Genomic DNA, 22,114 nt, shown 5'->3' on the forward strand with positions numbered 1-22,114 from the left:
CGGTTGGTCCGTACTCCGTCGACCGTACGTCCTTGTGCCACGGGGCCTACGTCCCGGCCCTCGACGACTCCTAGCCTGCCCCGGCCGCGGCGCCCCCGCGACCCGTACTCTGGCCCCATGCAGACCCCGTCGGACCGGCACGCATACCCCTCCCACTGGGAAGCCGATGTCGTCCTGCGTGACGGAGGCACCGCCCGGATCAGGCCGATCACGGCCGAGGACGCGGACCGCCTGGTCAGTTTCTACGAGCAGGTCTCTGACGAGTCGAAGTACTACCGCTTCTTCGCGCCCTACCCCCGCCTGTCCGCCAAGGACGTGCACCGCTTCACCCATCACGACCAGGTGGACCGGGTGGGTCTGGCCGCCACCGTGGGCGGCGAGTTCATCGCCACCGTGCGCTTCGACCGCATCGACTCCCGCGGCATGTCCGCGAGCGCGCCCGCCGACGAGGCCGAGGTCGCCTTCCTCGTGCAGGACGCCCACCAGGGCAGAGGCGTCGCCTCCACGCTCCTCGAACACATCGCCGCGGTCGCCAGGGAGCGGGGCATCCGCCGCTTCGTCGCCGAGGTGCTGCCCGCCAACACCAAGATGATCAAGGTGTTCACGGATGCGGGCTACCAGCAGAAGCGCAGCTTCGAGGACGGCGTCGTACGCCTCGAATTCGATCTGGAGCCGACCGACCGCTCGCTCGCCGTGCAGCGCGCCCGCGAGCAGCGTGCCGAGGCGCGGTCGGTGCAGCGGCTGCTCACACCGGCGTCGGTCGCCGTGATCGGCGTCGGGCGCACGCCGGGCGGCGTGGGCCGCAGCGTCCTGCGCAATCTGCGCGAGGCGGGCTTCACGGGTCGGCTGTATGCGGTGAACAGCGCGTTCGACGAGGGGGCCGAGGTCGACGGGGTGCCCGCGTACCGCTCCGTGCGGGACATCGAAGAGACGGTCGAGCTCGCGGTCGTGACCGTGCCCGCCGAGCGGGTGCCGCAGGCCGTCGACGAGTGCGGTGAGCGGGGGGTGCTCGGGCTCGTCGTGATCTCCGCCGGATACGCCGAGAGCGGTGCCGAAGGGCGGGAGCGGCAGCGCGAACTGGTGCGCCAGGCGCGGTCGTACGGCACGCGCATCCTCGGCCCGAACGCCTTCGGGGTCATTAATACGTCGCCGGACACGCGGCTCAACGCCTCGCTCGCCCCGCATCCCCCCGAGCGCGGGCGGATCGGCCTCTTCACCCAGTCCGGTGCGATCGGCATCGCGCTCCTCTCCGGGCTCCACCGGCGCGGTGCGGGCCTTTCGACCTTCGTGAGCGCGGGCAACCGCGCGGACGTGTCCGGCAACGACGTGCTCCAGTACTGGTACGAGGACCCGGACACCGACGTCGCCCTGATGTACCTCGAATCCATCGGCAACCCGCGCAAGTTCACCCGGCTCGCCCGGCGCGCGGCCACGGCGAAGCCGCTGGTCGTGGTGCAGGGCGCGCGGCACAGCGGGATCGCGCCCATGGGGCACACGGTGCAGGCCACGCGGCTTCCGTACGCCACGGTGTCGGCGCTGCTGCGCCAGGCGGGGGTCATCCGGGTGGACACCGTCACCGAGATGGTGGACGCGGGGCTGCTGCTCGCCGGGCAGCCGTTGCCCGCCGGGCCGCGGGTGGCGATCCTCGGCAACTCCGAGTCGCTCGGGCTTCTCACGTACGACGCGTGCGTGGCCGACGGGCTCCGGCCGCTGCCGCCCCTGGACCTGACCACGGGGGCCACCCCGGACGACTTCCGGGCCGCGCTCGCCGATGCCCTGTCGGACGACGCCTGCGACGCCGTGATCGTCACGGCGATCCCCTGGGTGGGGGAGGACGGGGCCACGGGGTCGCCCGAGGGCGAGGAGCTCGCCGCCGCGCTGCGGGAGGCGGCCGCAGGCTGCCCGGCGAAGCCCGTGGCCGTGGTCCATGTGGAACTCGGCGGTCTCGCCGAAGCGTTGGCCGCCGCGACGCGTACTCGCCCTGACGCCCCTGCTTCCGCGGGCGCTCTTCGCCCTGCGGGACGCCCGCCCACAGCGACGCCCACGGAGGGCGGGAACGCAGCGGAGGCGCCCACCGAAACCACGGCGGGAGCGGCCTGCCGCATCCCCGCCTACCCCGCCGCCGAGCGCGCCGTCCGTGCCCTCGCCGAAGCCGTGAAGTACGCCCAGTGGCGGCGCGAGGCCAGGGAGCCCGGGAAGGTTCACGAGTACGAGGACATCGACGAGAGCGGAGCCGCCCGGCGGATCGGCGAGCTCCTCGTCGAGCAGGACGACCCGCGCGGCGCCACCCTCGCCCAGGACGACGCCCGCGAACTGCTCGGGCGGTACGGCATCGACGTACGGGACGCCAGGCCCGCGCCCGACCCGGACGCGGCCGTGGCGGCCGCCCACGCGCTCGGCTACCCCGTGGCGCTCAAGACCACGGCCCCGCACCTGCGCCACCGCGCCGACCTCGGCGGCGTGCGGCTCGATCTGGCGGACGAGGAGCAACTGCGCCGCGCCTACGCCGAATTGACCGAGGCCTTCGGCAAGCCCGCCGAGCTGCGGCCCGTCGTGCAGGCGATGGCACCCCGTGGCGTCGACACCGTGGTCCGCGCGGTCATCGACCCGGCGGCCGGCGCGGTGCTCTCGTTCGGGCTCGCCGGCGCCGCGTCCGAGCTGCTCGGCGACACCGGGCACCGGCTGATCCCGGTCACCGAGCGCGACGCGGGCTCCCTGGTCAGATCCATCCGGACCGCCCCGCTCCTCTTCGGCTGGCGCGGCTCGGCGCCCGTGGACACCCCGGCCCTGGAGGAGCTCCTCCAGCGGGTCTCGCGCCTCGTGGACGACCACCCCGAGGTGGTCGGCGTGTCCCTGGAACCCGTGGTCGTGGCCCAGCGCGGCCTCTCCGTGCTCGGCGCCTCCGTGCGGCTCGCACCCCCGCCCGCCCGCAGCGACCTGGGCCCGCGGTCCCTGCCGGGGTACTGAGGCGGCCGGTGGGGCACCGTGGGGCCTCCGCCGGGTCGTAGGATGGACGGCATGGCAAAGACCGGTACGACGACCCAGGGGCTGCGCGCGGCGATCGAGCGCAGTGGCTACTACCCGGCCCTCGTGGCCGAGGCGGTGGAGGCCGCGATCGGCGGCGAGCCCATCGGGTCGTTCCTGGTCCACCAGGAGACCACGTTCGACGCGAACGAAGTGCGCAGGCACGTGACGGTCCTCGTCCTGACCGGCACCCGCTTCATCGTCAGCCACACGGACGAGCAGGCGGCGGACAGCACGTCGCCGACTCCGTACGCGACGACCTCCACGGAGTCCGTGAAAATCGGCCGGATCTCGTCCGTCGTCGTCAGCCGTGTCGTCGCCAACCCCGAGAAGTACGTCCCGGGCTCGATGCCCCGCGAGGTCGTCCTGACCATCGGCTGGGGCGCCGTGTCGCGCATCGACCTGGAGCCCGCGGCCTGCGGCGACCCCAACTGCGAGGCCGACCACGGCTACACCGGCAGCTCCACCGCCGACGACCTCAGCCTGCGGGTCAGCGAGGCGGGTGACGGCCCGGACACCGTGCGCCAGACCCTGGCCTTCGCGCAGGCGCTGTCCGAGGCGACCGCGGAGACCGCCCGCTGATGCCCCTGCCCGCCTGGGACGACGTGCAGCCGCTCTCCCTCGACTCCGCACCCCTGCCCGAGTACGGCGCGGGCTCGCTCGCCGACCTGCTGCCCACGCTCGTCTCCCACCAGGGCGTCGAGGGCTTCACGCCCGTCATCCCGGAACTCGCCCCGGCCGACCGGAACTGCGTCTTCCTGATCGACGGCCTCGGCTGGGAGCAGCTCCGCGCCCACCCGGACGAAGCCCCGTTCATGACCTCGCTCATCAGCTCGTCACGGGGCGGTACGGGACGTCCGATCACCGCGGGCTTCCCCGCCACCACGGCGACCTCCCTGGCCTCGGTCGGCACAGGCCTGCCGCCCGCCTCGCACGGCCTGCCCGGCTACACCGTCCGCAACCCCGCCACCGGCGAGCTGATGAACCAGCTCCGCTGGAACCCGTGGACGGACCCACGCAAGTGGCAGCCGTACCCCACCGTCTTCCAGCAGGCACACGCCGCCGGCGTGCACACCGCCCAGGTGTCGTCGCCGACCTTCGAGAGGACCCCGCTCACCAAGATCGCGCTGAGCGGCGGCAGCTTCCGGGGCAAGCTCTCCGGCGAGGACCGCATGGACCTCGCGGCCGAGCAACTGGCCGCGGGCGACCGCTCGCTGGTCTACACGTACTACGCGGAAGTGGACGGCAAGGGCCACCGCTTCGGCGTCGACTCCGACGCCTGGCGCGGCCAGCTCATGTACGTCGACCGCCTGGTCCAGCGCCTGGCGGAGCAGCTCCCGGAGCGCAGCGCGCTGTACGTCACCGCCGACCACGGCATGCTCGACATCCCCTTCGACGAGCAGTCGCGCATCGACTTCGACGAGGACTGGGAGCTGCGCGCGGGCGTCGCCCTCCTCGGCGGGGAGGGCCGTGCCCGCCATGTGTACGCGGTGCCGGGCGCCGAGAACGACGTCCTGACCGTCTGGCGTGAGGTGCTCGGCGAGCAGTTCTGGGTGGCGAGCCGGGACGAGGCGATCGCGGCGGGCTGGTTCGGCCCTCCCGGAGCCATGGACGAGCGGGTGTACGGACGCATCGGTGACGTCGTGGCGGCGGCCCACGACGACGTGGCGATCATCGCCACCGAGAAGGAACCGAAGGAGTCGGCCCTGGTCGGCATGCACGGTTCGATGACCGCCGTCGAGCAGTTCGTGCCGCTCCTCGAAGTACGCCCCTGACCGGCCCTCCGGGTGCACACCGTCCCCTCGTACGCCCCGAAATCCGTACGCCTCGAAAGGCCTCAACTCCCCATGCCCGAGCTGGTGTTCTTCTCCGGAACGATGGACTGCGGAAAGAGCACGCTGGCTCTGCAGATCGAGCACAACCGCTCGACCCGCGGCCTGAAGGGGATGATCTTCACCCGTGACGACCGCGCGGGCGAGGGCAAGCTCTCCTCGCGGCTCGGCCTCGTCACGGACGCGATCGAGGCCGCGGACGACTTCGACTTCTACGCCCATCTCGTCGACCACCTCTCGCAGGGCGGCCGCGCGGACTACGTGATCGCGGACGAGGCGCAGTTCCTCGCCCCCGGGCAGATCGACCAGCTGGCCCGCGTCGTCGACGACCTGGGCCTGGACGTCTTCGCGTTCGGCATCACCACGGACTTCCGCTCCAAGCTCTTCCCCGGCTCGCAGCGCCTGGTCGAACTCGCCGACCGCGTCGAGGTGCTGCAGGTCGAGGCCCTGTGCTGGTGCGGCGCACGTGCCACCCACAACGCCCGCACCATAGGCGGTGCGATGGTCGTCGAAGGCGCCCAGGTCGTCGTCGGGGACGTCAACCACGCGGCGGACGAGGTGGGTTACGAGGTGCTGTGCCGCCGTCACCACAGGCGCAGGATGACGGCGGCGAGCTCGCACGCGGGCGCCCTGTCGCCCGACGTGCTGCCGGTCGACGCGGCCACCCGCGCCTGAGTCAGCGCTCCGAGCGCACGAGAGTGAAGACCGCGCCCTCCGGGTCGGCGACCGTGGCCACCCGCCCGTGGGTGCCGGCCCGCGCGGGCTTGACGACATGGCCGCCGAGTTCGACGACCCGCTCCACCGACTCGTCCACGTCGGCCACTTCGAAGTACGTCATCCAGTGCGCGCCCCGGTCCCGCGGCAGGGCCTGGCCCATGCCGTGCACCGAGGCCACGGGACGCCCATCGACCTGGAGCGTCACGTAGTCGAAGTCGGCCGAGACGACCGCCTCCTCGGTGTATCCGAAGACCGCTTGGTAGAACTTGACGACGCCCGCCGTCTCGTGGGTCACCAGTTCGTTCCAGGCGGGCGCGCCGGGCTCCCCGACGAGGGCGCCGCCCAGGTGCTCCGCCGCCTGCCAGATGCCGAACACCGCGCCCGCGGGGTCCACCGCGATGGCCATCCGCCCGGCCGGGCCCGCGTCCAGCGGGCCGACGCCGATCGTGCCGCAGCAGTGCCGCACGGCCTCGGCGGTCGCGTCCACGTCGTCCGACGCCAGGTATGGCGTCCAGGCGATCGGCAGATGGTGATCGGGCGGCAGCTGACCGATCCCGGCGACCTCGTGGCCGTCGAGAAGCGCCCGTACGTAGGGCCCGAGCTGCTCGGGGCCTGGCCGGAACTCCCAGCCGAACAACGCTCCGTAGAACTCCTGGGTCGCGGCCAGGCCATGCGCCATCAGGCTCACCCAGGTGGGTGTGCCGGGCGTGCGGCGGACGGCCCCCAAGCCGTCACGCTGACCCGTCGACCCCCATGCCTCCGTCATCGTCACTCTCTCCTCGGCCCGTCATGGTGGCCGCTCGGCTTCCGCTTTCGAACGCGCGTACCTGTGTCGCGCGTTTGCCCGCCCGTGCAGATGCTCGCACCACCTGTGGCGCCGCGCGCTCCGACCGCGCCGCTTGACCCGGCTCCGCTCAGAGGATGCCCGGTTTGCCGTTTCTCATCCGTTAACGCGCGATTGCTCAGTGGTGTCGTTCGGCAGTACACGGCGTGCCCGGTTCCGTACGCCGCGTGTTCGGCGGTCGTCCGGCGGAGCAGGGTAGCCGGACCTGACCGATGCGGCCACCCTGTACGCAAGGATGGGGCCCATGAATGCCATCATCTCCGCATCCGAACTCGCGAGCGACTTGGCGGGCGAGGACCCGCCAGTGCTCCTGGACATCCGCTGGCAGCTGAGCACCGCCAAGGCGGCGGGCGCCCCCGCTTTCGACGGGCGCGCCGAGTACGAGAAGGGCCATGTCCCCGGGGCGGTCTTCGTCGATCTGGACGCCGATCTCGCGGGCCCGGCGGGCTCGGCCGGACGGCACCCCCTGCCGGACGTGGAGCGCTTCGGAGCGGTGATGCGGGCGGCCGGGGTCTCGGCGGACCGGGACGTGGTCGTGTACGACGGCGGGCAGGGCTGGGCCGCCGCACGCGCCTGGTGGCTGCTGCGCTGGACGGGGCATCCCTCGGTGCGGGTGCTCGACGGCGGGCTCGCGGCGTGGAGCGGCCCGCTGGAGGCGGGGGACGAGCGTCCGGAGGCCGAGGGCTCGTTCGTCCCGGAGACGAACACCACGGACCTCCTCGACGCCGACGCCGCGGCGGCCCTGGCCCGCTCCGGGCTGCTCCTGGACGCCCGCGCGGCCGAGCGCTACCGCGGTGACGTCGAGCCGATCGACCGGGTCGGCGGCCACATCCCGGGCGCGGTCTCCGCGCCGACCACGGAGAACGTCACGGAGGACGGCACCTTCAGGCCGGCCGCCGATCTCGCGGACCGCTTCAACTCCCTGGGCGCGTCCGGGACTTCCGAGGTGGGCGTCTACTGCGGCTCCGGCGTGTCCGGCGCCCATGAGGTGCTCGCGCTGGCGGTGGCGGGGATCCCGGCGTCGCTGTACGTGGGCTCGTGGTCGGAGTGGTCGTCCGACGAGTCCCGTCCGGTGGCCAAGGGGCCGGATCCGCAGTAGCGGGCGGCACGCGGCGGCAGTACGCGGCCGGGGCCCCGCACCTGCACGGTGCGGGGCCCCGGCCGCGTACGACGACGAGCTATTCGACGACGTGTACTACTCCTGCTTCTTGCGGCGCGTGCCGAAGACGATCTCGTCCCAGCTCGGCACCGCCGCGCGGCGCCCGGGACGGACGCCGTCGGCCTCCGCCTGGCGGTCGGTGGTGCCGACGAGGCGGTCGCGGTGGCTGGCCACCGAGCGCGGCATCAGGACGTCCGCGTACGCGGAACCCGCCCCGGCCGACGCCGCGGGGGGCTCCTCGGCCTCCGGGTCCTGCTCGGGCTCCTCCGACGGCGGGAGATCCGGGGACGGCAGCGCGGGGCGCTCCGGCACGATCATGTCGCCCCGGAAGCTCGGCACCGCCTCCAGGAGGCTGGTGAGCGAGTCCCGCTCCGACTCGGAGACGGCCGCGGTCGCGGCGGTGGCCGCTCCCTCTTCCGAAGGCTCCGGGGGCATCGGCGCGGTCGGGCGCTCCAACTGCCGGTCCAGGGCGCGGTCGAGCGGCCGGTCGAGCGAGGGCCTGTCCCGGGGCAGCCGGGCGATGCGCGGCACGAACGGGAAGCTGGGCTCGGGCGCGGCGATGTCGTCCGTCTCGCCGATCAGCGAGCGCGCCTCGTCGTCCACGGCCTGCACGAGCCGCCGTGGCGGGTCGTACGTCCAGCTCGCGGAGTGCGGTTCGGTCGCGACGCGGTAGACGAGCAGGACCTCCCAGGTGCCGTCGTCGCGGCGCCAGGAGTCCCACTGGACCGTTTCCTTGTCGGCGCCGCGCAGGAGCAGTCGCTCCGAGACGGCCTCGCCGAGCTGGGGTCCGGTGTTCTCGCCGGGACGGCGCACGGGGGTCTTCCGGGCCCGCTCGGCCATGAAGGCGCGCTCGGCCAGCACGGGTCCCTCGAAGCGGCGGACGCGATCGACGGGGATTCCGGCGAGCGAGGCGACTTCCTCCGCGCTGGCACCGGCACGTATCCGTGCCTGGATGTCGCGGGGGCGGAGGTGGCTCTCCACCTCGATCTCGATCTGGCCGAGACGCGGACGGTCGCCGCGCACAGCCGCGCGCAGTCGCTCGTCGATCGGAAGCGTGTACTCCGTGCTGTCCGCAGCTTTGAGCACCAGCCGTGTGCCGTCGTTGCTGACGGCCACGACACGCAGTTCGGGCATGGGAACCTCCCGGGTGGTGCCTGCCGACGTCACGTGCGTCGCTGCTTCCGCTAGTCGAGTGTGGCCTGCCCGGGTGCAGCCTGCCACAACCTTGCCGAGTTGCCCGGCGTGTCGGGCATGGGCCCAAGGTCGCCGTTATGGCACGGTTACCTCTTCGCAACTCTCAGTGACCACTTTGGTCACCCTGTGCAGCGAGCCCCCTCCCGGCGGTCCTGGAAGGCCCCGGGCACCCAGGTGGGAGACCGGACCCAGGGCTCGCAACAGTACTCCATTCGGGCCACGCGGGTGGTCCGCCGCGCCGCCGAAGTTCTCACGGGGGGCGGGAGTTGGCGCCTCGGGATACCCGGGCAGGGTGGTGCATGAGTGGCACACTTCACGGAATCTCCAGAACCGGAACTATCCCCTTCACCCATACGTCCCTTCTCGTGCAGTCAGTCGAGAAAGGCAGGCAAGGGTCGGAGATGCGTGAAAAGCCGGATTCCGGCGAGGAATCCAAGGGTCAGTCGAAGGGCCAGGAGGAGCCGACGGAGAAGCGGCGCCTTGATCTGAGTCTGCCGCAGGTCGCGGGCAGCGCCGTGGCCGCCGTCGTGGGGGCGAAGCTCGCCGCCAGTTTCGGCGTCTACGGCACGATCCTGGGCGCCGGCCTGGTGAGCGTGGTCGCGACCTGTGGCGGCACGATCTTCCAGCACTTCTTCCGGCGCACGGGCGAGCAGATACGTGACGTCGCGGTGCAGGCCAAGCCGCGTGCCCAGCAGGTTCCGCTGACCGACGGCTCGGGTGCGCCGGTGGCTCAGACGTTCAGAGCGGCGGCGTACACGGGAGCGACGGCGCACGCCGGGGCGGGGCCCGTGACGACGACATGGGGGAGAGCGGTCGAGCCGGACGCCACGTCCGTGCTGCCCGCCGCCCCTGACGCGGACCGCACGACCGTCCTGCCGGTGACGGTGGACGCCGACGCGGACCGCACGACCCTGCTGCCCGTGGCGGACCTCGACGCCGACGCCGAGAAGACGCAGATGCTCGGGTCGGTCGACGCCACGCGGCTGGTGCCCCGGGACGACGCGACGCGCGTGCTGCGCCAGGCGGGCCCTGCCGTGCCGATGGAACCGGCCGAACCGCCGTTCCCCTCGGGCGAGTTCACCGAGGGCATGACACATCGCACGCAGATCCGAAGCTGGAAGCGGCCGTTGGTCGCGGCAGCGGTGGTCTTCGGCGTCACCATGGCCGGCATCACGACGTACGAGATCGTCTCCGGCGAGGACTTCAGCGGGGGCAGCGGCACCACGATCAGCAACGGCTTCACGGGCAGGAACCACTCGCAGCAACAGCCCTCCACGCCGTCGACCGACCCCTCCACGCAGCCGTCCGACGGCGCCTCCACGGGTACGGACGACGGATCGCAGCAGGACGGCGGCGCGTCGCGCGAGCCGGACGGGACGGACGCGCAGTCGCCGGGCAGCGGAAACGGCAACGACTCGGACTCCGGTTCGAAGGACGACCCCGACAAGGGCTCGGACTCCGGCTCCGGCTCGGACTCCGGTGACGACGACGGTTCGAAGACGGACCCGACTCCCACGCCGACCCCCACCCCGACCCCGACGCCGACCCCGTCCAGCGGCGACACCGGCAGCGGGAACGACGTACAGCGCGGAGAGACCGCCACCCCGTAGGCGGCGGTCCCGTTCACCCGGGCCGCCTCAGTCGCCCAGGACGCGGCGCAGGTAGTCGTTGCCGAACAGGCGGTCCGGGTCCAGGCGGTCGCGCAGGGCCGTGAACTCGGCGAATCGCGGATAGGCCTGCGCGAAGTAGTCGGCGCCGCGCGTGTGGATCTTGCCCCAGTGGGGCCTGCCCTCGTGCGCCGTGAAGATCCGCTCGGCGGCGGTGAAGTACGCCTGGTAGGGCGTGCCCCGGTACATGTGGACCGCGATGTACGCGCTGTCCCGGCCCGAGGCCGTGGAGAGCGTGATGTCGTCCGCGGGAGCCGTGCGGACCTCCACGGGGAAGCTGATCCGCAGATTCGAGCGCTCCACCATCGCCTTCAGCTCGCGCAGCGTCTCGACGAGGGCCGCCCGCGGAACGGCGTACTCCATCTCCACGAAGCGCACGCGGCGCGGGCTGGTGAAGACCTTGTAGGGGATGTCCGTGTAGGTACGGGCGGAGAGCGCCTTGCTGGAGATCTTGGCGATGCCCGGGATGGTCGCGGGGACGGCCCTGCCGATCGTGTTGACCACCTGGAAGAGGCCGTTGGAGAGAATTTCGTCCTCTACGAAGGCGCTCACCTTGCCGGGAGGGGCGGCCGGGCCCACGCTGCGGTTGTTGCGCTTGGTGGTGCAGTTGCCGGTGTGCGGGAACCAGTAGAACTCGAAGTGTTCGTTCTCGGCGTGGAGCGCGTCGAACTCGCTCGTGACCTTGTCGAAGGTCATCGGCTCCTCACGGGCGGTGAGGAAGAAGACGGGCTCCACGGCGAAGGTGATCGCGCTGATCACGCCGAGTGCGCCGATGCCGATCCGGGCCGCCGCGAAGACCTCGGGATTCTCCTTCTCGGAGCAGGTGAGGACCGTGCCGTCCGCGGTGACCAGCTCAAGTGCCGTGATCTGTGCGGAGATCGACGCCGAATCGCGGCCCGTGCCGTGCGTCCCGGTGCTGATCGCGCCGGAGACCGTCTGCTCCATGATGTCGCCCATGTTCGTGAGCGACAGGCCTTCGCGGGCGAGTGCCGCGTTCAGGCGCTTGAGCGGGGTGCCCGCTTCCACGGTGACGGTGCCGGCCTCGCGGTCGATCCTGCGGATCCCGGTGAGGAGTTCGGGGCGTATCAGGAGGCCGTCGGTGGCCGCGGCCGCCGTGAAGGAGTGGCCCGTGCCGACCGGCTTCACCCTGAGGCCGTCGTCCTTGGCCTGACGCAGCGCGGCACCGAGCTCGTCGACCGACGCGGGGGTGACCTCCCTGGCCGGGCGGGCGCTGACGTTGCCCGCCCAGTTACGCCACGCCGCTGTGCTCTTCCCGCTGCTGCCCGCTGCCGTGCTCATGGGTCCCTCCCCGTCGCGGAACCGGCTTCTTCAGCCGGCGATACCCCAGGAACCCGACCGCCACCGCGGCGGCCCCGGAACAACCGGGAACCGCGTACCCGGCGTCCGATCCGGCCGCGTCGATGACCCAGCCGGCCGCTGAGGAGCCGAGCGCGACGCCGACCGCGAGTCCGGTGCTCACCCAGGTCATGCCCTCGGTCAGCTTCGCGCGTGGTACGTGCTGTTCGACGAGGGCCATCGTCGTGATCATGGTCGGCGCTATGGAGAGGCCCGCGATGAACAACGCCACGGCCAGAAACGGAAGGTTCCCGACCAACTGAAGCGGGATCATACTCACGGCCATCGCACAGACACCCAGCAGCCACCTCGGGGCGGGCGCCCCCTTGAAGTGCATGAGCCCGAAGGCGGCCCCGGCCACGCACGAGCCGAGCGCGTACACCGCGAGCACCAGGCTCGCCGCCGCCTTGTGGCCCTGGTCCTCGGCGTACGCCACGGTCACCACGTCGATGGACCCGAAGATCGCGCCCGTCGCCACGAACGTCGCGACCAGGACCTGGAGCCCTCCGGAACGCAACGCCGAGCCCTTGGTGTGGTGTTCACGCCCGTGCGGCACGGGCTCGGTGGCCCGCTGCGAGGTCAGCCAGAAGACGCCCACGGCGAGGAAGACCCCGGCGAGCAGCGGCCCGGCCTCGGGGAACCACACCGTGGAGAGCCCGATCGAGATGATCGGCCCGAAGATGAAGCAGATCTCGTCGACCACGGACTCGAAGGAGTACGCGGTGTGCAGCTGCGGGGTGTCGCGGTAGAGGACGGCCCAGCGCGCCCTGATCATCGAGCCCACGCTCGGCACACAGCCCACCAGGGCGGCGAAGGCGAAGAGCGTCCAGTCCGCGAGTTCGTACTTCGCGCAGAGCAGGAGTCCGGCCACCGCGGCCAGGGACGCCAGGGTCGCGGGCCGGAGGACGCGGCGCTGGCCGTACCGGTCGACCAGGCGCGAGATCTGCGGGCCGATCGCGGCGGCGGAGAGCGCGACGGTCGCGGAGAGCGCGCCCGCGAGTCCGTACCGCCCGGTGAGCTGGGACACCATCGTCACGATGCCGATGCCCATCATCGACAGCGGCATCCGGCCGAGGAAGCCCGCGGTGGAGAACCCCTTGGTGCCGGGGGCGGCGAAGATGGCGCGGTAGGGGCTTGGCACGTGGAACTCCGCTGAGGCGCCGGGGCGGCTCCGTGCGGACCATGCGCGGAGCCGCCCCCGGTAAGGCGTAAAGATGGCCAATACAGCTTACGGCTCCGACAGGCCCAGCCGCACCGTGATTTTCGGCTGTCAGCGGCGGGTGGCAGGATCGGATGTATGTCCGATGCGCTTGATGCCTCTCCCTATGACGCCCTGCTGCTGCTCTCGTTCGGCGGCCCCGAAGGCCCCGACGACGTCGTCCCGTTCCTGGAGAACGTGACGCGGGGCCGCGGCATCCCCAAGGAGCGGCTCAAGGAGGTGGGGCAGCACTACTTCCTCTTCGGCGGGGTCAGCCCGATCAACGACCAGAACCGCGCCCTCCTGGACGCCCTGCGCAAGGACTTCGCGGAGCACGGCCTCGACCTGCCGGTCTACTGGGGCAACCGCAACTGGGCGCCCTACCTGACCGACACCCTGCGCGAGCTCGTCCAGGACGGCCACCGCCGCGTGCTCGTCCTGGCGACCAGCGCGTATGCCTCGTACTCGGGCTGCCGCCAGTACCGCGAGAACCTGGCGGAGTCCCTCGCCGTGCTCGCGTCCGAGGGCCTCGATGTGCCGCGCGTCGACAAGCTGCGGCACTACTTCAACCACCCCGGCTTCGTCCGCCCCATGATCGACGGGGTCCTGAAGTCCCTGGCCGAGCTCCCCGGCGACGTACGCGAAGGGGCGCACCTCGCCTTCACGACGCACTCGATCCCGACCGCGGCCGCCGACAGCTCGGGCCGCGCCGAGGACCACGGGGACGGTGGCGCCTACGTCGAGGAGCACCTGGACGTGGCCCGGCTCATCGCCGACGCGGTGCGCGAGGAGACGGGCGTCGAGCACCCCTGGCAGCTCGTCTACCAGTCGCGCAGCGGCGCCCCGCACATCCCGTGGCTGGAGCCGGACATCTGCGATCACCTGGAGGAGCGGCACGCCGCGGGCGCGCCCGCCGTGGTGATGGTCCCGATCGGCTTCGTCTCGGACCACATGGAGGTCCTGTACGACCTCGACACCGAGGCCGAGGCGAAGGCCGCGGAGCTGGGCCTGCCGGTCCGCCGCTCGGCCACCGTCGGCGCCGATCCCCGGTTCGCCGCGGCGGTGCGCGACCTGGTCCTGGAGCGCGCCGCGACGGAGAACGGACACAAGGTCGCGCCCTGCGCCCTGGGCGCGCTCGGCGCGAGCCACGACCTGTGCCCGGTGGGCTGCTGCCCCTCGCGCGCCCCGAAGCCCGCAGCCGCGGGCGCCGACAGCCCGTACGCGTAACTCACGAACGCACCAGGAGCACCGTGACCGACCCCGCAGACCAGCAGCTGAAGGCCGAACTCCTCGGCGCCGCCCTGGAGGCCGCGCACCGCGCCGGCGCCTTCCTGCGCGACGGGCGCCCGGACGACCTGGGCGTGGCCGCCACGAAGAGCAGCGCGGTCGACGTCGTCACCGAGATGGACATCGCGTCCGAGAAGCTGATCACCGACTTCTTCGCCGAGCGCAGGCCGGACGACGGCGTGCTCGGCGAGGAGGGTGCGAGCTCCGAGGGCAGCAGCGGCGTCCAGTGGGTGATCGACCCGATCGACGGCACCGTCAACTACCTCTACGGACGCCCCGACTGGTCCGTGTCCATCGCGGCCCGCAAGGACGGCGAGACACTCGTCGGCGTGGTGCACGCCCCCATGCGCGGCGAGACCTACCGCGCGGTCCTCGGAGAGGGCGCCTTCGTCAACGACAGGCCCGCACACGTCCGCCCCGCGCCCCCGTTCGAACAGGCCCTCGTCGGCACCGGCTTCGGGTACGTCGCCCAGCGCCGCGCCCGCCAGGCCGAAGTGGCCAGGCAGCTGATCCCGCTGGTCCGTGACATCCGCCGCGGCGGCTCAGCGGCGATCGACCTGTGCGACGTCGCGCTCGGCCGCCTGGACGCGTACTACGAACGCGGCCTCAACCCGTGGGACTTCGCGGCCGGTGACCTCGTCGCACGGGAGGCCGGCGCGCTGACCGGCGGACGCCCCGGTCAGGCCCTCTCGGGCGAGCTGACCGTCGCGGCCCCGCCCGGCCTCTTCGAGGACCTGCAGGGCCGCCTGGAGGAGCTCGGCGCCTGGCACGACTGACCGGCCGACCGGCCCCGCCGGACATCCTCACCCAGGCGCATGGACGCACACAGAAGGGCCCCGGCATCTCGTCCACAGATGCCGGGGCCCTTTGGTTTGCGGCTCGCGTAATGGGTCAGGCGTGCAGTGCGCCGACCTCCACACCGTGCTCGGCGGCGAGGCGGTGGAGATCTTCCAGCTCCGCCTGCTCGACCTCGGCAAGGAAGTCGTCGCCCGTCTCACGGGCCTTCGTGAGGTCGGACTCCGTGGCCTTTATGCGCTGCAGCAGTCCTGCGGTAAAAGCGTCCATGGTTGCGCCCCCTCGGCTGGGTCGTGGGTCGATGGCACGGGGGTGTGCCCTCAAGGAAGGGGCGATCACGTCTCAAGCCGCCCGCCCTGCGGAAAGCGGGTTGTGGCGCGCCACATACAAAGCGTGATCGCGGGTGTGAGGTCGTCCTCCCCGGGCTCCCTTCCACGGAAACCTCAACCGTCGGAGTAAATCCCGCATTCCCCTGCCAGGACTCCGCCTTACAGCCGGTTTATGGCCGAAAGGGGCAGGATGGAGGCCACACCCCACGAACAGACCTGCCCGCAGGGGCACAGAGGAAGGACAGCGCCGTGCGCGTACTCGTCGTCGAGGACGAGCAACTGCTCGCCGATGCGGTGGCCACCGGACTGCGCCGGGAGGCCATGGCCGTCGACGTCGTGTACGACGGAGCGGCCGCCCTGGAGCGCATCGGGGTCAATGACTACGACGTCGTGGTGCTCGACCGGGACCTCCCGCTCGTGCACGGCGACGACGTCTGCCGCAAGATCGTCGAGCTCGGCATGCCGACCCGCGTCCTGATGCTCACCGCGTCGGGCGACGTCAGCGACCGCGTCGAGGGCCTGGAGATCGGCGCCGACGACTATCTCCCCAAGCCCTTCGCGTTCAGCGAGCTCACGGCACGCGTGCGTGCCCTCGGCCGGCGTACGAGCGTCCCGCTGCCGCCCGTCCTGGAGCGCGCCGGGATCAAGCTCGACCCGAACCGCCGCGAGATCTTCCGCGACGGCAAGGAGATCCAGCTCGCCCCCAAGGAGTTCGCCGTCCTGGAAGTGCTGCTGCGCAGCGAGGGTGCCGTGGTCTCCGCCGAGCAGCTGCTCGAGAAGGCCTGGGACGAGAACACCGACCCGTTCACGAACGTGGTCCGGGTGACCGTCATGACCCTGCGGCGGAAGCTCGGCGAGCCCGCCGTCATCGTGACGGTGCCCGGCTCCGGCTACCGGATCTGATCCCCGGTGGCCGCGACCCCGGCGCCACCAGCAGCGCCTCCGAAACCCACCTGGGACCCCAGGAAGGCCGAAGCGCCCTTCCCGTGGCTGCGTCCCACGATCCGCATACGGCTCACGCTGCTCTACGGCGGCATGTTCCTGATCGCGGGCATCCTGCTGCTCTCGATCATCTATCTCCTTGCCGCGCAGGCCCTGAACGTGGGCAGCGACCTGCCGTTCAAGATCATCTCCGGCCGGGTGGCCAGCGACACCTGCAACTTCCCGACCAGCCCGTCCGCCGGTGAGCTCAACAGCGCCATGAACGCCTGCGTCAACGAACAGCGCCAGCACGCCCTGGACAACCTCCTGAGCCGCTCGCTGCTCGCCCTCCTCGGGCTCGCGGTGATCGCCTTCGCCTTCGGCTACGCGATGGCGGGCCGTGTCCTGTCGCCGCTCGGCCGCATCACGCGCACCGCGCGCAGGGTGGCCGGCACGGACCTGTCCCGGCGCATCGAACTGGACGGGCCCGACGACGAGTTGAAGGAGCTCTCGGACACCTTCGACGAGATGCTCGACCGTCTGGAGCGGGCCTTCACCGCGCAGCAGCGGTTCGTCGGGAACGCCTCCCACGAGCTGCGCACCCCCTTGGCGATCAACCGCACGCTGCTCGAGGTGCACCTCTCCGACCCGGGGGCGCCGCCCGAGCTCCATCAGCTCGGCAAGACGCTCCTGGCCACGAACGAGCGCAGTGAACAGCTCGTGGAGGGCCTGCTGCTCCTCGCCCGCAGCGACAACCAGATCGTGGAGCGCAAGCCGGTCGACCTCGCCGAGGTCGCCGACCGCGCCGTCGACCAGGTGCGGTCCGAGGCCGACGCGAAGGGCGTGGAGATCCGCGGGGAGCGGGCACCTGCCGTCGTCCAGGGCAATGGAGTCCTCCTGGAGCGGATCGCCCTGAACCTCGTCCAGAACGCCGTCAGGTACAACGTGCCGGACGACGGATGGGTGGAGGCCACCACGGAGGCCCAGCACGGCCAGGCGGTCCTGGTGGTGACGAACACGGGCCCCGTGGTGCCCGCCTACGAGATCGACAACCTCTTCGAGCCGTTCCGGCGGCTGCGGACCGAGCGCACGGGCAGCGACAAGGGCGTCGGACTCGGCCTGTCGATCGCCCGGTCGGTGGCGAGGGCCCACGGGGGCCGTATCATCGCGGAGCCGCGCGAGGGGGGAGGGCTCGTGATGCGAGTCACCCTTCCTCTCTGAGATGCTGCCGCGGACGCGCCGACGTGTTCGCTTTGCGCGGAATTTTCGGGACCCGTTCCTGGATGTTTCATGTGCGATCGATCACAGGGGCGAATTTTCGGCCATCTACTCTCCGTGATCGTGAAAGTCGTTGGAAAGCCGGGAAAATCCGGGTTTTCAGGGGTCTTGATCACGGGAAGTACACGGGGTGGCGCCTGTGAAGTGCGACATTCGGACCGTGTACGGTCCCGATCGCCATCCAAACCGATCACCTCTTCAGGGGTGCGGTTGGGTGTCGATTGAGTAACAGACCTTGATGTGAGGCAAAATCTCCGCCTCAGGTCGGGCACAAGTCCGGCCTCTCACGCGTTACGTGCGCTGAGACACCGCAGACACCCAGAGGGGGAGAGCGACATGGCAACGGACTACGACACCCCACGTAAGACCGACGATGACGTCAACGAGGACAGCATCGAGGAACTCAAGGCGCGTCGGAACGACAAGTCGACGTCGGCCGTAGACGTCGACGAGTTCGAGGCCGCAGAGGGCCTTGAGCTGCCCGGCGCGGACCTTTCGAACGAGGAGCTCGCCGTTCGGGTGCTCCCGAAGCAGCAGGACGAGTTCACCTGCATGAGCTGCTTCCTGGTGCACCACCGCAGCCAGCTGGCCAGGGAGAAGAACGGCCAGCCGATCTGCCGCGACTGCGACTAGGGCAGGGTCGGCCGTGACAGGCTCGACCCCGCCGAGGAAGCGCCGCTTCCGCAAGCGCGGAGCGGACCAACAGAGCGCTGCCGACGGCGGCGTACGTGACGACGAGCGGGGCTCTTCCCCCACAGGAACGGCCTCGCTCGGACCGGCGAACGCACCAGCGGTGGCAGACGACGAGACGGCGGCCGACAAGGCGTCCAGGGCCCATGGGTCCAAGGGCCGCGTTGCCGCCGTCACGGACGGAGTCAAGGCGGGCGTACGCATGAGCGGACGCGGCGCCAAGGCCGGTATCGGCTATCTCGCCGACCGGATCATCGAGAACGCCCCGCGGGTCCCGATCCGCGACCTGGGCACCCTCCGCAAGCAGTTCCCGGGCCTTGACCCGGAGCAGCTCGCGGACAAACTCATCTCCGGCGCGGCCAACGGAACCTCGACGGTCGGGGCCGGAGTCGGCGCCGCGGCGATGATGCCCGTGCCGCCCGCGATGCCCGCGGAGATGGCCGCCGAGATCACCGGCGTAGCGGCCATCGAGCTGAAGCTGATCGCCGAACTCCACGAGGTCTACGGCCTGCGTCCGCCGGGCAATCTCAAGGAGCGCAGCACCGCCTACCTCACCGCGTGGACCGAGGAGCGGGGCATCGACGTGGTGAAGCCCGCGTCGATCAACGCCGCGCTCGGCGGCCAGATGAAGCGCGAGCTGCGCCAGCAGATCATGAAGCGCATGGTGCGGAACCTCCCGAACCTGATGCCCTTCATGGTGGGCGCCGCAGTGGGGGCGGTCATGAACCGCCGAGACACCAAGAAGCTCGCTGAGCGGGTCCGTGCGGACCTGCGGAGGGCGCAGGTGCCCTGGGACGCCCTGCCCGAGCTGCCGCCCCTTGAGCAGCCCGTGAGGCCTCTGGACCCGCTGCACCCCGGCGGCCTGCGCAAGGAGCTGGGGCGCTGACGCGGCAGACCCCGCAGCAGGTCCCCGAGAAGCCCGGGTCGCATGTCCCCGGGCAACAGATTCCCGAGCCGCAGATTCGCGGGCGGCAGATGCCTAAGAAGTCCGCACCGCGGTCAGTGCTGCCGCGAGCGCCTCGGGGTTCCGCGTCGACACGTACACGTACGGAGTCGGGTCCTGCGGGTCCGTGATCTCCACGCGCAGCGCCGTGGGGATGTAGGCGCGCAGCAGCATGAAGGCGCGCGGGTCGGCCTTCGGGCCGCGCCAGGCGCGCGCCTCCTCCGCGTCGAGCACCACCGGCTCGCCCAGGGCGGAGACCGGGATCTTCGCGTCACCCACGACGAGCGAGCCCGCCACCACGCGGATCCGGGGGGAGCCGTACGAACTGGTGACGACCGCGGCGACCGCCGTGCCGGCGACCAGGCCGCCGAGCAGCGGCAGGGTCCCGAAGGGGAGCATGATCAGTGCCATCGCGACGCCGACCAGGAGCGAGACAAGCCACCAGGAACGGGGCGCCGTCAGGCGTTCTTCGTAAGGCTGCATGCAGCCAAGCTTGGCACGATGAGCTGAGTCACTGGACTCGCGGGTAAGGTCTGCGGCTGTGAGTGGTACTTCTGCAGCTCTGACGCCCCCGGCCGACGCCATAGCGCCCGTCCGCCACCCCGACGCGCCCGCCCCCGGGGAGCTCATCGGAGCCCATTACGAGCACTGTTTCGGCTGTGGTGAAGGGCAGGCCCACGGGCTGCACCTCGCGGCGTACGCCGGTGAAGGCGTGGCCGTCACCGCCGAGTTCACCGTCCGCGAGGCCCACCAGGGTGCTCCCGGCCTGGCCCACGGCGGAGTGCTCGCCACGGCGCTCGACGAGACGCTCGGCTCGCTGAACTGGCTGCTGCGGGTGATCGCCGTGACCGGACGGCTCGAGACCGACTTCGCGCTGCCCGTGCCGCTCGGCACCGTGCTCTTCCTCGAGGCCGAGGTGACCGCCGTCGCGGGACGGAAGATCTACTCCCGGGCCACCGGGCGGATCGGCGGCCCCGAGGGGCCCGTCGCCGTCCGCGCCAAGGCCCTCTTCATCGAGGTCAAGGTCGACCACTTCGTCGAGAACGGCCGCCCGGAGGAGATCCGGGCCGCCATGGACGACCCGGACCAGCTCCGCCGCGCACGCGCTTTCGAGGTGAACCCGTGACCCCCGCCCCCCGCCCGGAGCTCGACGTCCTGATCCGTCGCGTCGACTCCGAAGTACCGCTGCCGTCGTACGCGCAGCCCGGCGACGCCGGAGCGGATCTGCGGACCACCGAAGCCCACGAACTCGCCCCGGGCGAGCGGGTGGTGCTGCCCACCGGTGTGTCTATCGCACTGCCCGAGGGGTACGCGGCCTTCGTGCACCCTCGTTCCGGTCTCGCCGCCCGCTGCGGTGTCGCCCTGGTGAATGCCCCAGGGACGGTGGATGCCGGGTACCGTGGAGAGATCAAGGTGATCGTGGTGAATCTCGACCCGCGCGAACGCGTGCGGTTCGAGCGCTTCGACCGGATTGCCCAACTGGTCGTCCAGCAGGTCGAGAAGGTGCGCTTCCGGGAGGTGGCGGAGCTTCCCGACTCGGCGCGGGCCGAGGGGGGCTTCGGGTCCACCGGCGGCCATGCCGCCGTGGGCACAGGCCCGGGTGAACAAACGGGTGGGAATCGATACGCATCGGTCGTATCTGACCGGGAAGGACAGTGACGTGTTCGGACGTCGCAAGAAGGACAGTGCCGCCGAGGACGCGGCGGGCGAGGCCGAGCAGGTCGTCGGGGACCCTGACGGTGCTGACAGTGATGACACGGCCGCCGCGTCGTCGCGCGTGAGGCTCGAGCCCGAGCCCCGCCCCGACGGTCCCTGGGACGTCTCGGAAGTCCGGGAGCCCGGCGAGGGCCGCGTGGACCTGGGCGGACTCTTCGTGCCGGGTGTCGAGGGCATGGAGCTGCGGGTGGAGGTCGCGGGAGACGCGATCGTCGCCGCGACCGTCGTGCTCCAGGACAGCGCCATCCAGCTCCAGGGCTTCGCCGCCCCCAAGAAGCAGGGCATCTGGGGCGAGGTCCGCGAGGAGATCGCCGCGGGCATCACTCAGCAGGGCGGTGTCATCGACGAGGTCGAGGGCCCCCTCGGCTGGGAGCTGCGTGCGCAGGTTCCGGTGCAGCTGCCGGACGGCACGGGCGGCGTGCAGGTCGTGCGCTTCATCGGTGTCGACGGTCCGCGGTGGTTCCTGCGCGGGGTCATCTCCGGCCAGGGCGCGGTGCAGCCGCAGGCCGCGGGTCTCCTCGAGCAGATCTTCCGGGACACCGTCATCGTGCGCGGCGACGGCCCGATGGCCCCCCGCGACCCGATCGTCCTGAAGCTGCCGGACGACGCCCAGATGGTCGCCGAGGGCGCGGTCCAGCAGGAGCAGCAGGAGGGCTCGCGCTTCTCCGGCGGCATGGGCCAGCTCCAGCGGGGCCCTGAGATCACCGAGGTGCGCTAGGCGCCCCAGACGTGCCGAGGCGCCCCCGGGCGCCCCGACCACGAGTTGCAGGCCGATGGGCCGCACTCCCTGATGGGAGTGCGGCCCATCGGCGTTTTCGCAGGTGGGAGCAGGAGACGGCACAGGAGGAGGCACAGGGCGCGGGCAGCCGTAAGAGAGTCGTCAATGGAGCGCCGGCGGACGTAAGGGAGACGTCAACGGCGGTCAATTCCAGCCACGGAGGGGGTTTGCTCAAGACGTCAGATCACTCGCATCTCATCTAGGAGCACACGATGGCCGACGTGGCCTTCGTCGTCACCACGATCGCGGTATTCGCGCTGGTGGCGTTCATCGCCAAGGGGGTGGCGAAGCTGTGACTGCCGAGAACATCGTCGGTCTCGTCGTGGCCGTCGCCCTGCTGGGCTATCTCGTCCTCGCTCTCGTGTTCCCGGAGAGGTTCTGAGTAC

Annotated in this window: 22 protein-coding genes; 16 read left to right on the forward strand and 6 right to left on the reverse strand. The window is 71.4% G+C overall.

Annotated features, from left to right (window positions below):
- Nucleotides 1-117 precede the first annotated feature (117 nt).
- The 4 genes from AC07AG_RS36555 to AC07AG_RS36570 all read left to right on the forward strand — a co-directional run bounded on the left by AC07AG_RS36555 (nucleotide 118) and on the right by AC07AG_RS36570 (nucleotide 5,531).
- Entirely contained in the window at nucleotides 118-2,967 is a 2,850-nt protein-coding gene (locus AC07AG_RS36555; protein ID WP_478760799.1) for a bifunctional acetate--CoA ligase family protein/GNAT family N-acetyltransferase, read from the forward strand.
- Between the two features lie 42 nt (nucleotides 2,968-3,009).
- On the forward strand, nucleotides 3,010-3,606 hold the full coding sequence (locus tag AC07AG_RS36560; protein WP_249587281.1) for a DUF5998 family protein: 597 nt from the start codon (nucleotides 3,010-3,012) through the stop codon (nucleotides 3,604-3,606).
- Nucleotides 3,606-4,799 carry an alkaline phosphatase family protein gene (locus AC07AG_RS36565; RefSeq protein ID WP_478760801.1) on the forward strand — a complete coding sequence of 398 codons (1,194 nt, stop codon included), beginning with the start codon at nucleotides 3,606-3,608 and terminating at the stop codon, nucleotides 4,797-4,799. Before AC07AG_RS36560 ends, AC07AG_RS36565 begins: the two co-directional genes overlap by 1 nt.
- Nucleotides 4,800-4,871: 72 nt before the next feature.
- The gene (locus AC07AG_RS36570; protein WP_249587279.1) at nucleotides 4,872-5,531 is read left to right on the forward strand and encodes a thymidine kinase; all 660 of its coding nucleotides are present in this window, start codon (nucleotides 4,872-4,874) and stop codon (nucleotides 5,529-5,531) included.
- A gap of 1 nt (nucleotide 5,532) precedes the next feature.
- Here AC07AG_RS36570 and AC07AG_RS36575 read toward each other — a convergent pair whose 3' ends face one another.
- Nucleotides 5,533-6,339: a VOC family protein gene (locus AC07AG_RS36575; protein ID WP_478760803.1), complete on the reverse strand. Its 807-nt coding sequence runs from the start codon at nucleotides 6,337-6,339 to the stop codon at nucleotides 5,533-5,535.
- A 322-nt stretch (nucleotides 6,340-6,661) separates the two neighbouring features.
- Between AC07AG_RS36575 and AC07AG_RS36580 the strand changes: the two genes are divergently transcribed.
- Complete coding sequence (locus tag AC07AG_RS36580; protein ID WP_478760804.1) at nucleotides 6,662-7,516, forward strand: sulfurtransferase; 855 nt, start codon at nucleotides 6,662-6,664, stop codon at nucleotides 7,514-7,516.
- 96 nt (nucleotides 7,517-7,612) lie between these two features.
- On the opposite strand, the gene sepH is transcribed toward AC07AG_RS36580, so the two are convergent.
- The gene (gene sepH / locus AC07AG_RS36585; RefSeq protein WP_478760805.1) at nucleotides 7,613-8,710 is read right to left on the reverse strand and encodes a septation protein SepH; all 1,098 of its coding nucleotides are present in this window, start codon (nucleotides 8,708-8,710) and stop codon (nucleotides 7,613-7,615) included.
- 461 nt (nucleotides 8,711-9,171) lie between these two features.
- Here sepH and AC07AG_RS36590 point away from each other — a divergent pair, with 461 nt between their 5' ends.
- On the forward strand, nucleotides 9,172-10,380 hold the full coding sequence (locus AC07AG_RS36590) for a hypothetical protein (RefSeq protein WP_478760807.1): 1,209 nt from the start codon (nucleotides 9,172-9,174) through the stop codon (nucleotides 10,378-10,380).
- Nucleotides 10,381-10,407: 27 nt separating this feature from the next.
- Here AC07AG_RS36590 and AC07AG_RS36595 read toward each other — a convergent pair whose 3' ends face one another.
- A complete protein-coding gene (locus AC07AG_RS36595) occupies nucleotides 10,408-11,736 on the reverse strand; it encodes a D-arabinono-1,4-lactone oxidase (protein ID WP_478760808.1) in 1,329 nt (442 codons plus the stop codon).
- On the reverse strand, nucleotides 11,687-12,934 hold the full coding sequence (locus AC07AG_RS36600) for an MFS transporter (protein ID WP_478760810.1): 1,248 nt from the start codon (nucleotides 12,932-12,934) through the stop codon (nucleotides 11,687-11,689). The genes AC07AG_RS36595 and AC07AG_RS36600 overlap by 50 nt, the downstream gene beginning before the upstream one ends.
- Nucleotides 12,935-13,090: 156 nt before the next feature.
- Here AC07AG_RS36600 and AC07AG_RS36605 point away from each other — a divergent pair, with 156 nt between their 5' ends.
- A complete protein-coding gene (locus AC07AG_RS36605) occupies nucleotides 13,091-14,218 on the forward strand; it encodes a ferrochelatase (protein ID WP_478760811.1) in 1,128 nt (375 codons plus the stop codon).
- Between the two features lie 23 nt (nucleotides 14,219-14,241).
- Nucleotides 14,242-15,054, forward strand: a complete 813-nt coding sequence (locus AC07AG_RS36610) for an inositol monophosphatase family protein (protein ID WP_478760813.1) — start codon at nucleotides 14,242-14,244, stop codon at nucleotides 15,052-15,054.
- Between the two features lie 115 nt (nucleotides 15,055-15,169).
- Here AC07AG_RS36610 and AC07AG_RS36615 read toward each other — a convergent pair whose 3' ends face one another.
- Nucleotides 15,170-15,343 carry a hypothetical protein gene (locus tag AC07AG_RS36615; protein ID WP_167357823.1) on the reverse strand — a complete coding sequence of 58 codons (174 nt, stop codon included), beginning with the start codon at nucleotides 15,341-15,343 and terminating at the stop codon, nucleotides 15,170-15,172.
- A gap of 308 nt (nucleotides 15,344-15,651) precedes the next feature.
- Here AC07AG_RS36615 and AC07AG_RS36620 point away from each other — a divergent pair, with 308 nt between their 5' ends.
- The 4 genes from AC07AG_RS36620 (at nucleotide 15,652) to AC07AG_RS36635 (ending at nucleotide 19,177) form a co-directional block, all read left to right on the forward strand.
- A complete protein-coding gene (locus tag AC07AG_RS36620; protein ID WP_135331070.1) occupies nucleotides 15,652-16,305 on the forward strand; it encodes a response regulator transcription factor in 654 nt (217 codons plus the stop codon).
- Between the two features lie 6 nt (nucleotides 16,306-16,311).
- Nucleotides 16,312-17,544 (forward strand): sensor histidine kinase, encoded by a 1,233-nt coding sequence (locus AC07AG_RS36625; RefSeq protein WP_478760815.1) that lies wholly within the window; start codon nucleotides 16,312-16,314, stop codon nucleotides 17,542-17,544.
- 393 nt (nucleotides 17,545-17,937) lie between these two features.
- Complete coding sequence (locus tag AC07AG_RS36630; protein ID WP_055544889.1) at nucleotides 17,938-18,234, forward strand: DUF4193 domain-containing protein; 297 nt, start codon at nucleotides 17,938-17,940, stop codon at nucleotides 18,232-18,234.
- 13 nt (nucleotides 18,235-18,247) lie between these two features.
- Nucleotides 18,248-19,177, forward strand: a complete 930-nt coding sequence (locus tag AC07AG_RS36635; RefSeq protein ID WP_478760817.1) for a hypothetical protein — start codon at nucleotides 18,248-18,250, stop codon at nucleotides 19,175-19,177.
- 93 nt (nucleotides 19,178-19,270) lie between these two features.
- Here AC07AG_RS36635 and AC07AG_RS36640 read toward each other — a convergent pair whose 3' ends face one another.
- On the reverse strand, nucleotides 19,271-19,717 hold the full coding sequence (locus AC07AG_RS36640; RefSeq protein ID WP_478760819.1) for a DUF3093 domain-containing protein: 447 nt from the start codon (nucleotides 19,715-19,717) through the stop codon (nucleotides 19,271-19,273).
- Between the two features lie 58 nt (nucleotides 19,718-19,775).
- Here AC07AG_RS36640 and AC07AG_RS36645 point away from each other — a divergent pair, with 58 nt between their 5' ends.
- The 4 genes from AC07AG_RS36645 (at nucleotide 19,776) to kdpF (ending at nucleotide 22,110) form a co-directional block, all read left to right on the forward strand.
- Nucleotides 19,776-20,360 carry a PaaI family thioesterase gene (locus AC07AG_RS36645; protein ID WP_249587267.1) on the forward strand — a complete coding sequence of 195 codons (585 nt, stop codon included), beginning with the start codon at nucleotides 19,776-19,778 and terminating at the stop codon, nucleotides 20,358-20,360.
- On the forward strand, nucleotides 20,357-20,893 hold the full coding sequence (gene dut / locus AC07AG_RS36650) for a dUTP diphosphatase (RefSeq protein WP_361052273.1): 537 nt from the start codon (nucleotides 20,357-20,359) through the stop codon (nucleotides 20,891-20,893). Before AC07AG_RS36645 ends, dut begins: the two co-directional genes overlap by 4 nt.
- A 1-nt stretch (nucleotide 20,894) precedes the next feature.
- Nucleotides 20,895-21,668, forward strand: a complete 774-nt coding sequence (locus AC07AG_RS36655; RefSeq protein WP_478760821.1) for a DUF3710 domain-containing protein — start codon at nucleotides 20,895-20,897, stop codon at nucleotides 21,666-21,668.
- 352 nt (nucleotides 21,669-22,020) lie between these two features.
- Nucleotides 22,021-22,110 carry a K(+)-transporting ATPase subunit F gene (kdpF, locus tag AC07AG_RS36660; protein WP_033264828.1) on the forward strand — a complete coding sequence of 30 codons (90 nt, stop codon included), beginning with the start codon at nucleotides 22,021-22,023 and terminating at the stop codon, nucleotides 22,108-22,110.
- The last annotated feature ends 4 nt before the right edge of the window (nucleotides 22,111-22,114 follow it).

The sequence above is a fragment of the Streptomyces sp. NPDC044044 genome, assembly GCF_056434405.1.

What these genes read in the sequence shown, in the direction of transcription:
- AC07AG_RS36575 (WP_478760803.1), bottom strand. Translation starts at nt 6,339, where the DNA reads ATGACGGAGGCATGGGGGTCGACGGGTCAGCGTGACGGCTTGGGGGCC.
- AC07AG_RS36615 (WP_167357823.1), bottom strand. Translation starts at nt 15,343, where the DNA reads ATGGACGCTTTTACCGCAGGACTGCTGCAGCGCATAAAGGCCACGGAG.
- sepH (WP_478760805.1), bottom strand. Translation starts at nt 8,710, where the DNA reads ATGCCCGAACTGCGTGTCGTGGCCGTCAGCAACGACGGCACACGGCTG.
- AC07AG_RS36565 (WP_478760801.1), top strand. Translation starts at nt 3,606, where the DNA reads ATGCCCCTGCCCGCCTGGGACGACGTGCAGCCGCTCTCCCTCGACTCC.
- AC07AG_RS36570 (WP_249587279.1), top strand. Translation starts at nt 4,872, where the DNA reads ATGCCCGAGCTGGTGTTCTTCTCCGGAACGATGGACTGCGGAAAGAGC.
- AC07AG_RS36590 (WP_478760807.1), top strand. Translation starts at nt 9,172, where the DNA reads ATGCGTGAAAAGCCGGATTCCGGCGAGGAATCCAAGGGTCAGTCGAAG.
- AC07AG_RS36595 (WP_478760808.1), bottom strand. Translation starts at nt 11,736, where the DNA reads ATGAGCACGGCAGCGGGCAGCAGCGGGAAGAGCACAGCGGCGTGGCGT.
- AC07AG_RS36555 (WP_478760799.1), top strand. Translation starts at nt 118, where the DNA reads ATGCAGACCCCGTCGGACCGGCACGCATACCCCTCCCACTGGGAAGCC.
- AC07AG_RS36605 (WP_478760811.1), top strand. Translation starts at nt 13,091, where the DNA reads ATGTCCGATGCGCTTGATGCCTCTCCCTATGACGCCCTGCTGCTGCTC.
- AC07AG_RS36640 (WP_478760819.1), bottom strand. Translation starts at nt 19,717, where the DNA reads ATGCAGCCTTACGAAGAACGCCTGACGGCGCCCCGTTCCTGGTGGCTT.
- AC07AG_RS36560 (WP_249587281.1), top strand. Translation starts at nt 3,010, where the DNA reads ATGGACGGCATGGCAAAGACCGGTACGACGACCCAGGGGCTGCGCGCG.
- AC07AG_RS36580 (WP_478760804.1), top strand. Translation starts at nt 6,662, where the DNA reads ATGAATGCCATCATCTCCGCATCCGAACTCGCGAGCGACTTGGCGGGC.
- AC07AG_RS36630 (WP_055544889.1), top strand. Translation starts at nt 17,938, where the DNA reads ATGGCAACGGACTACGACACCCCACGTAAGACCGACGATGACGTCAAC.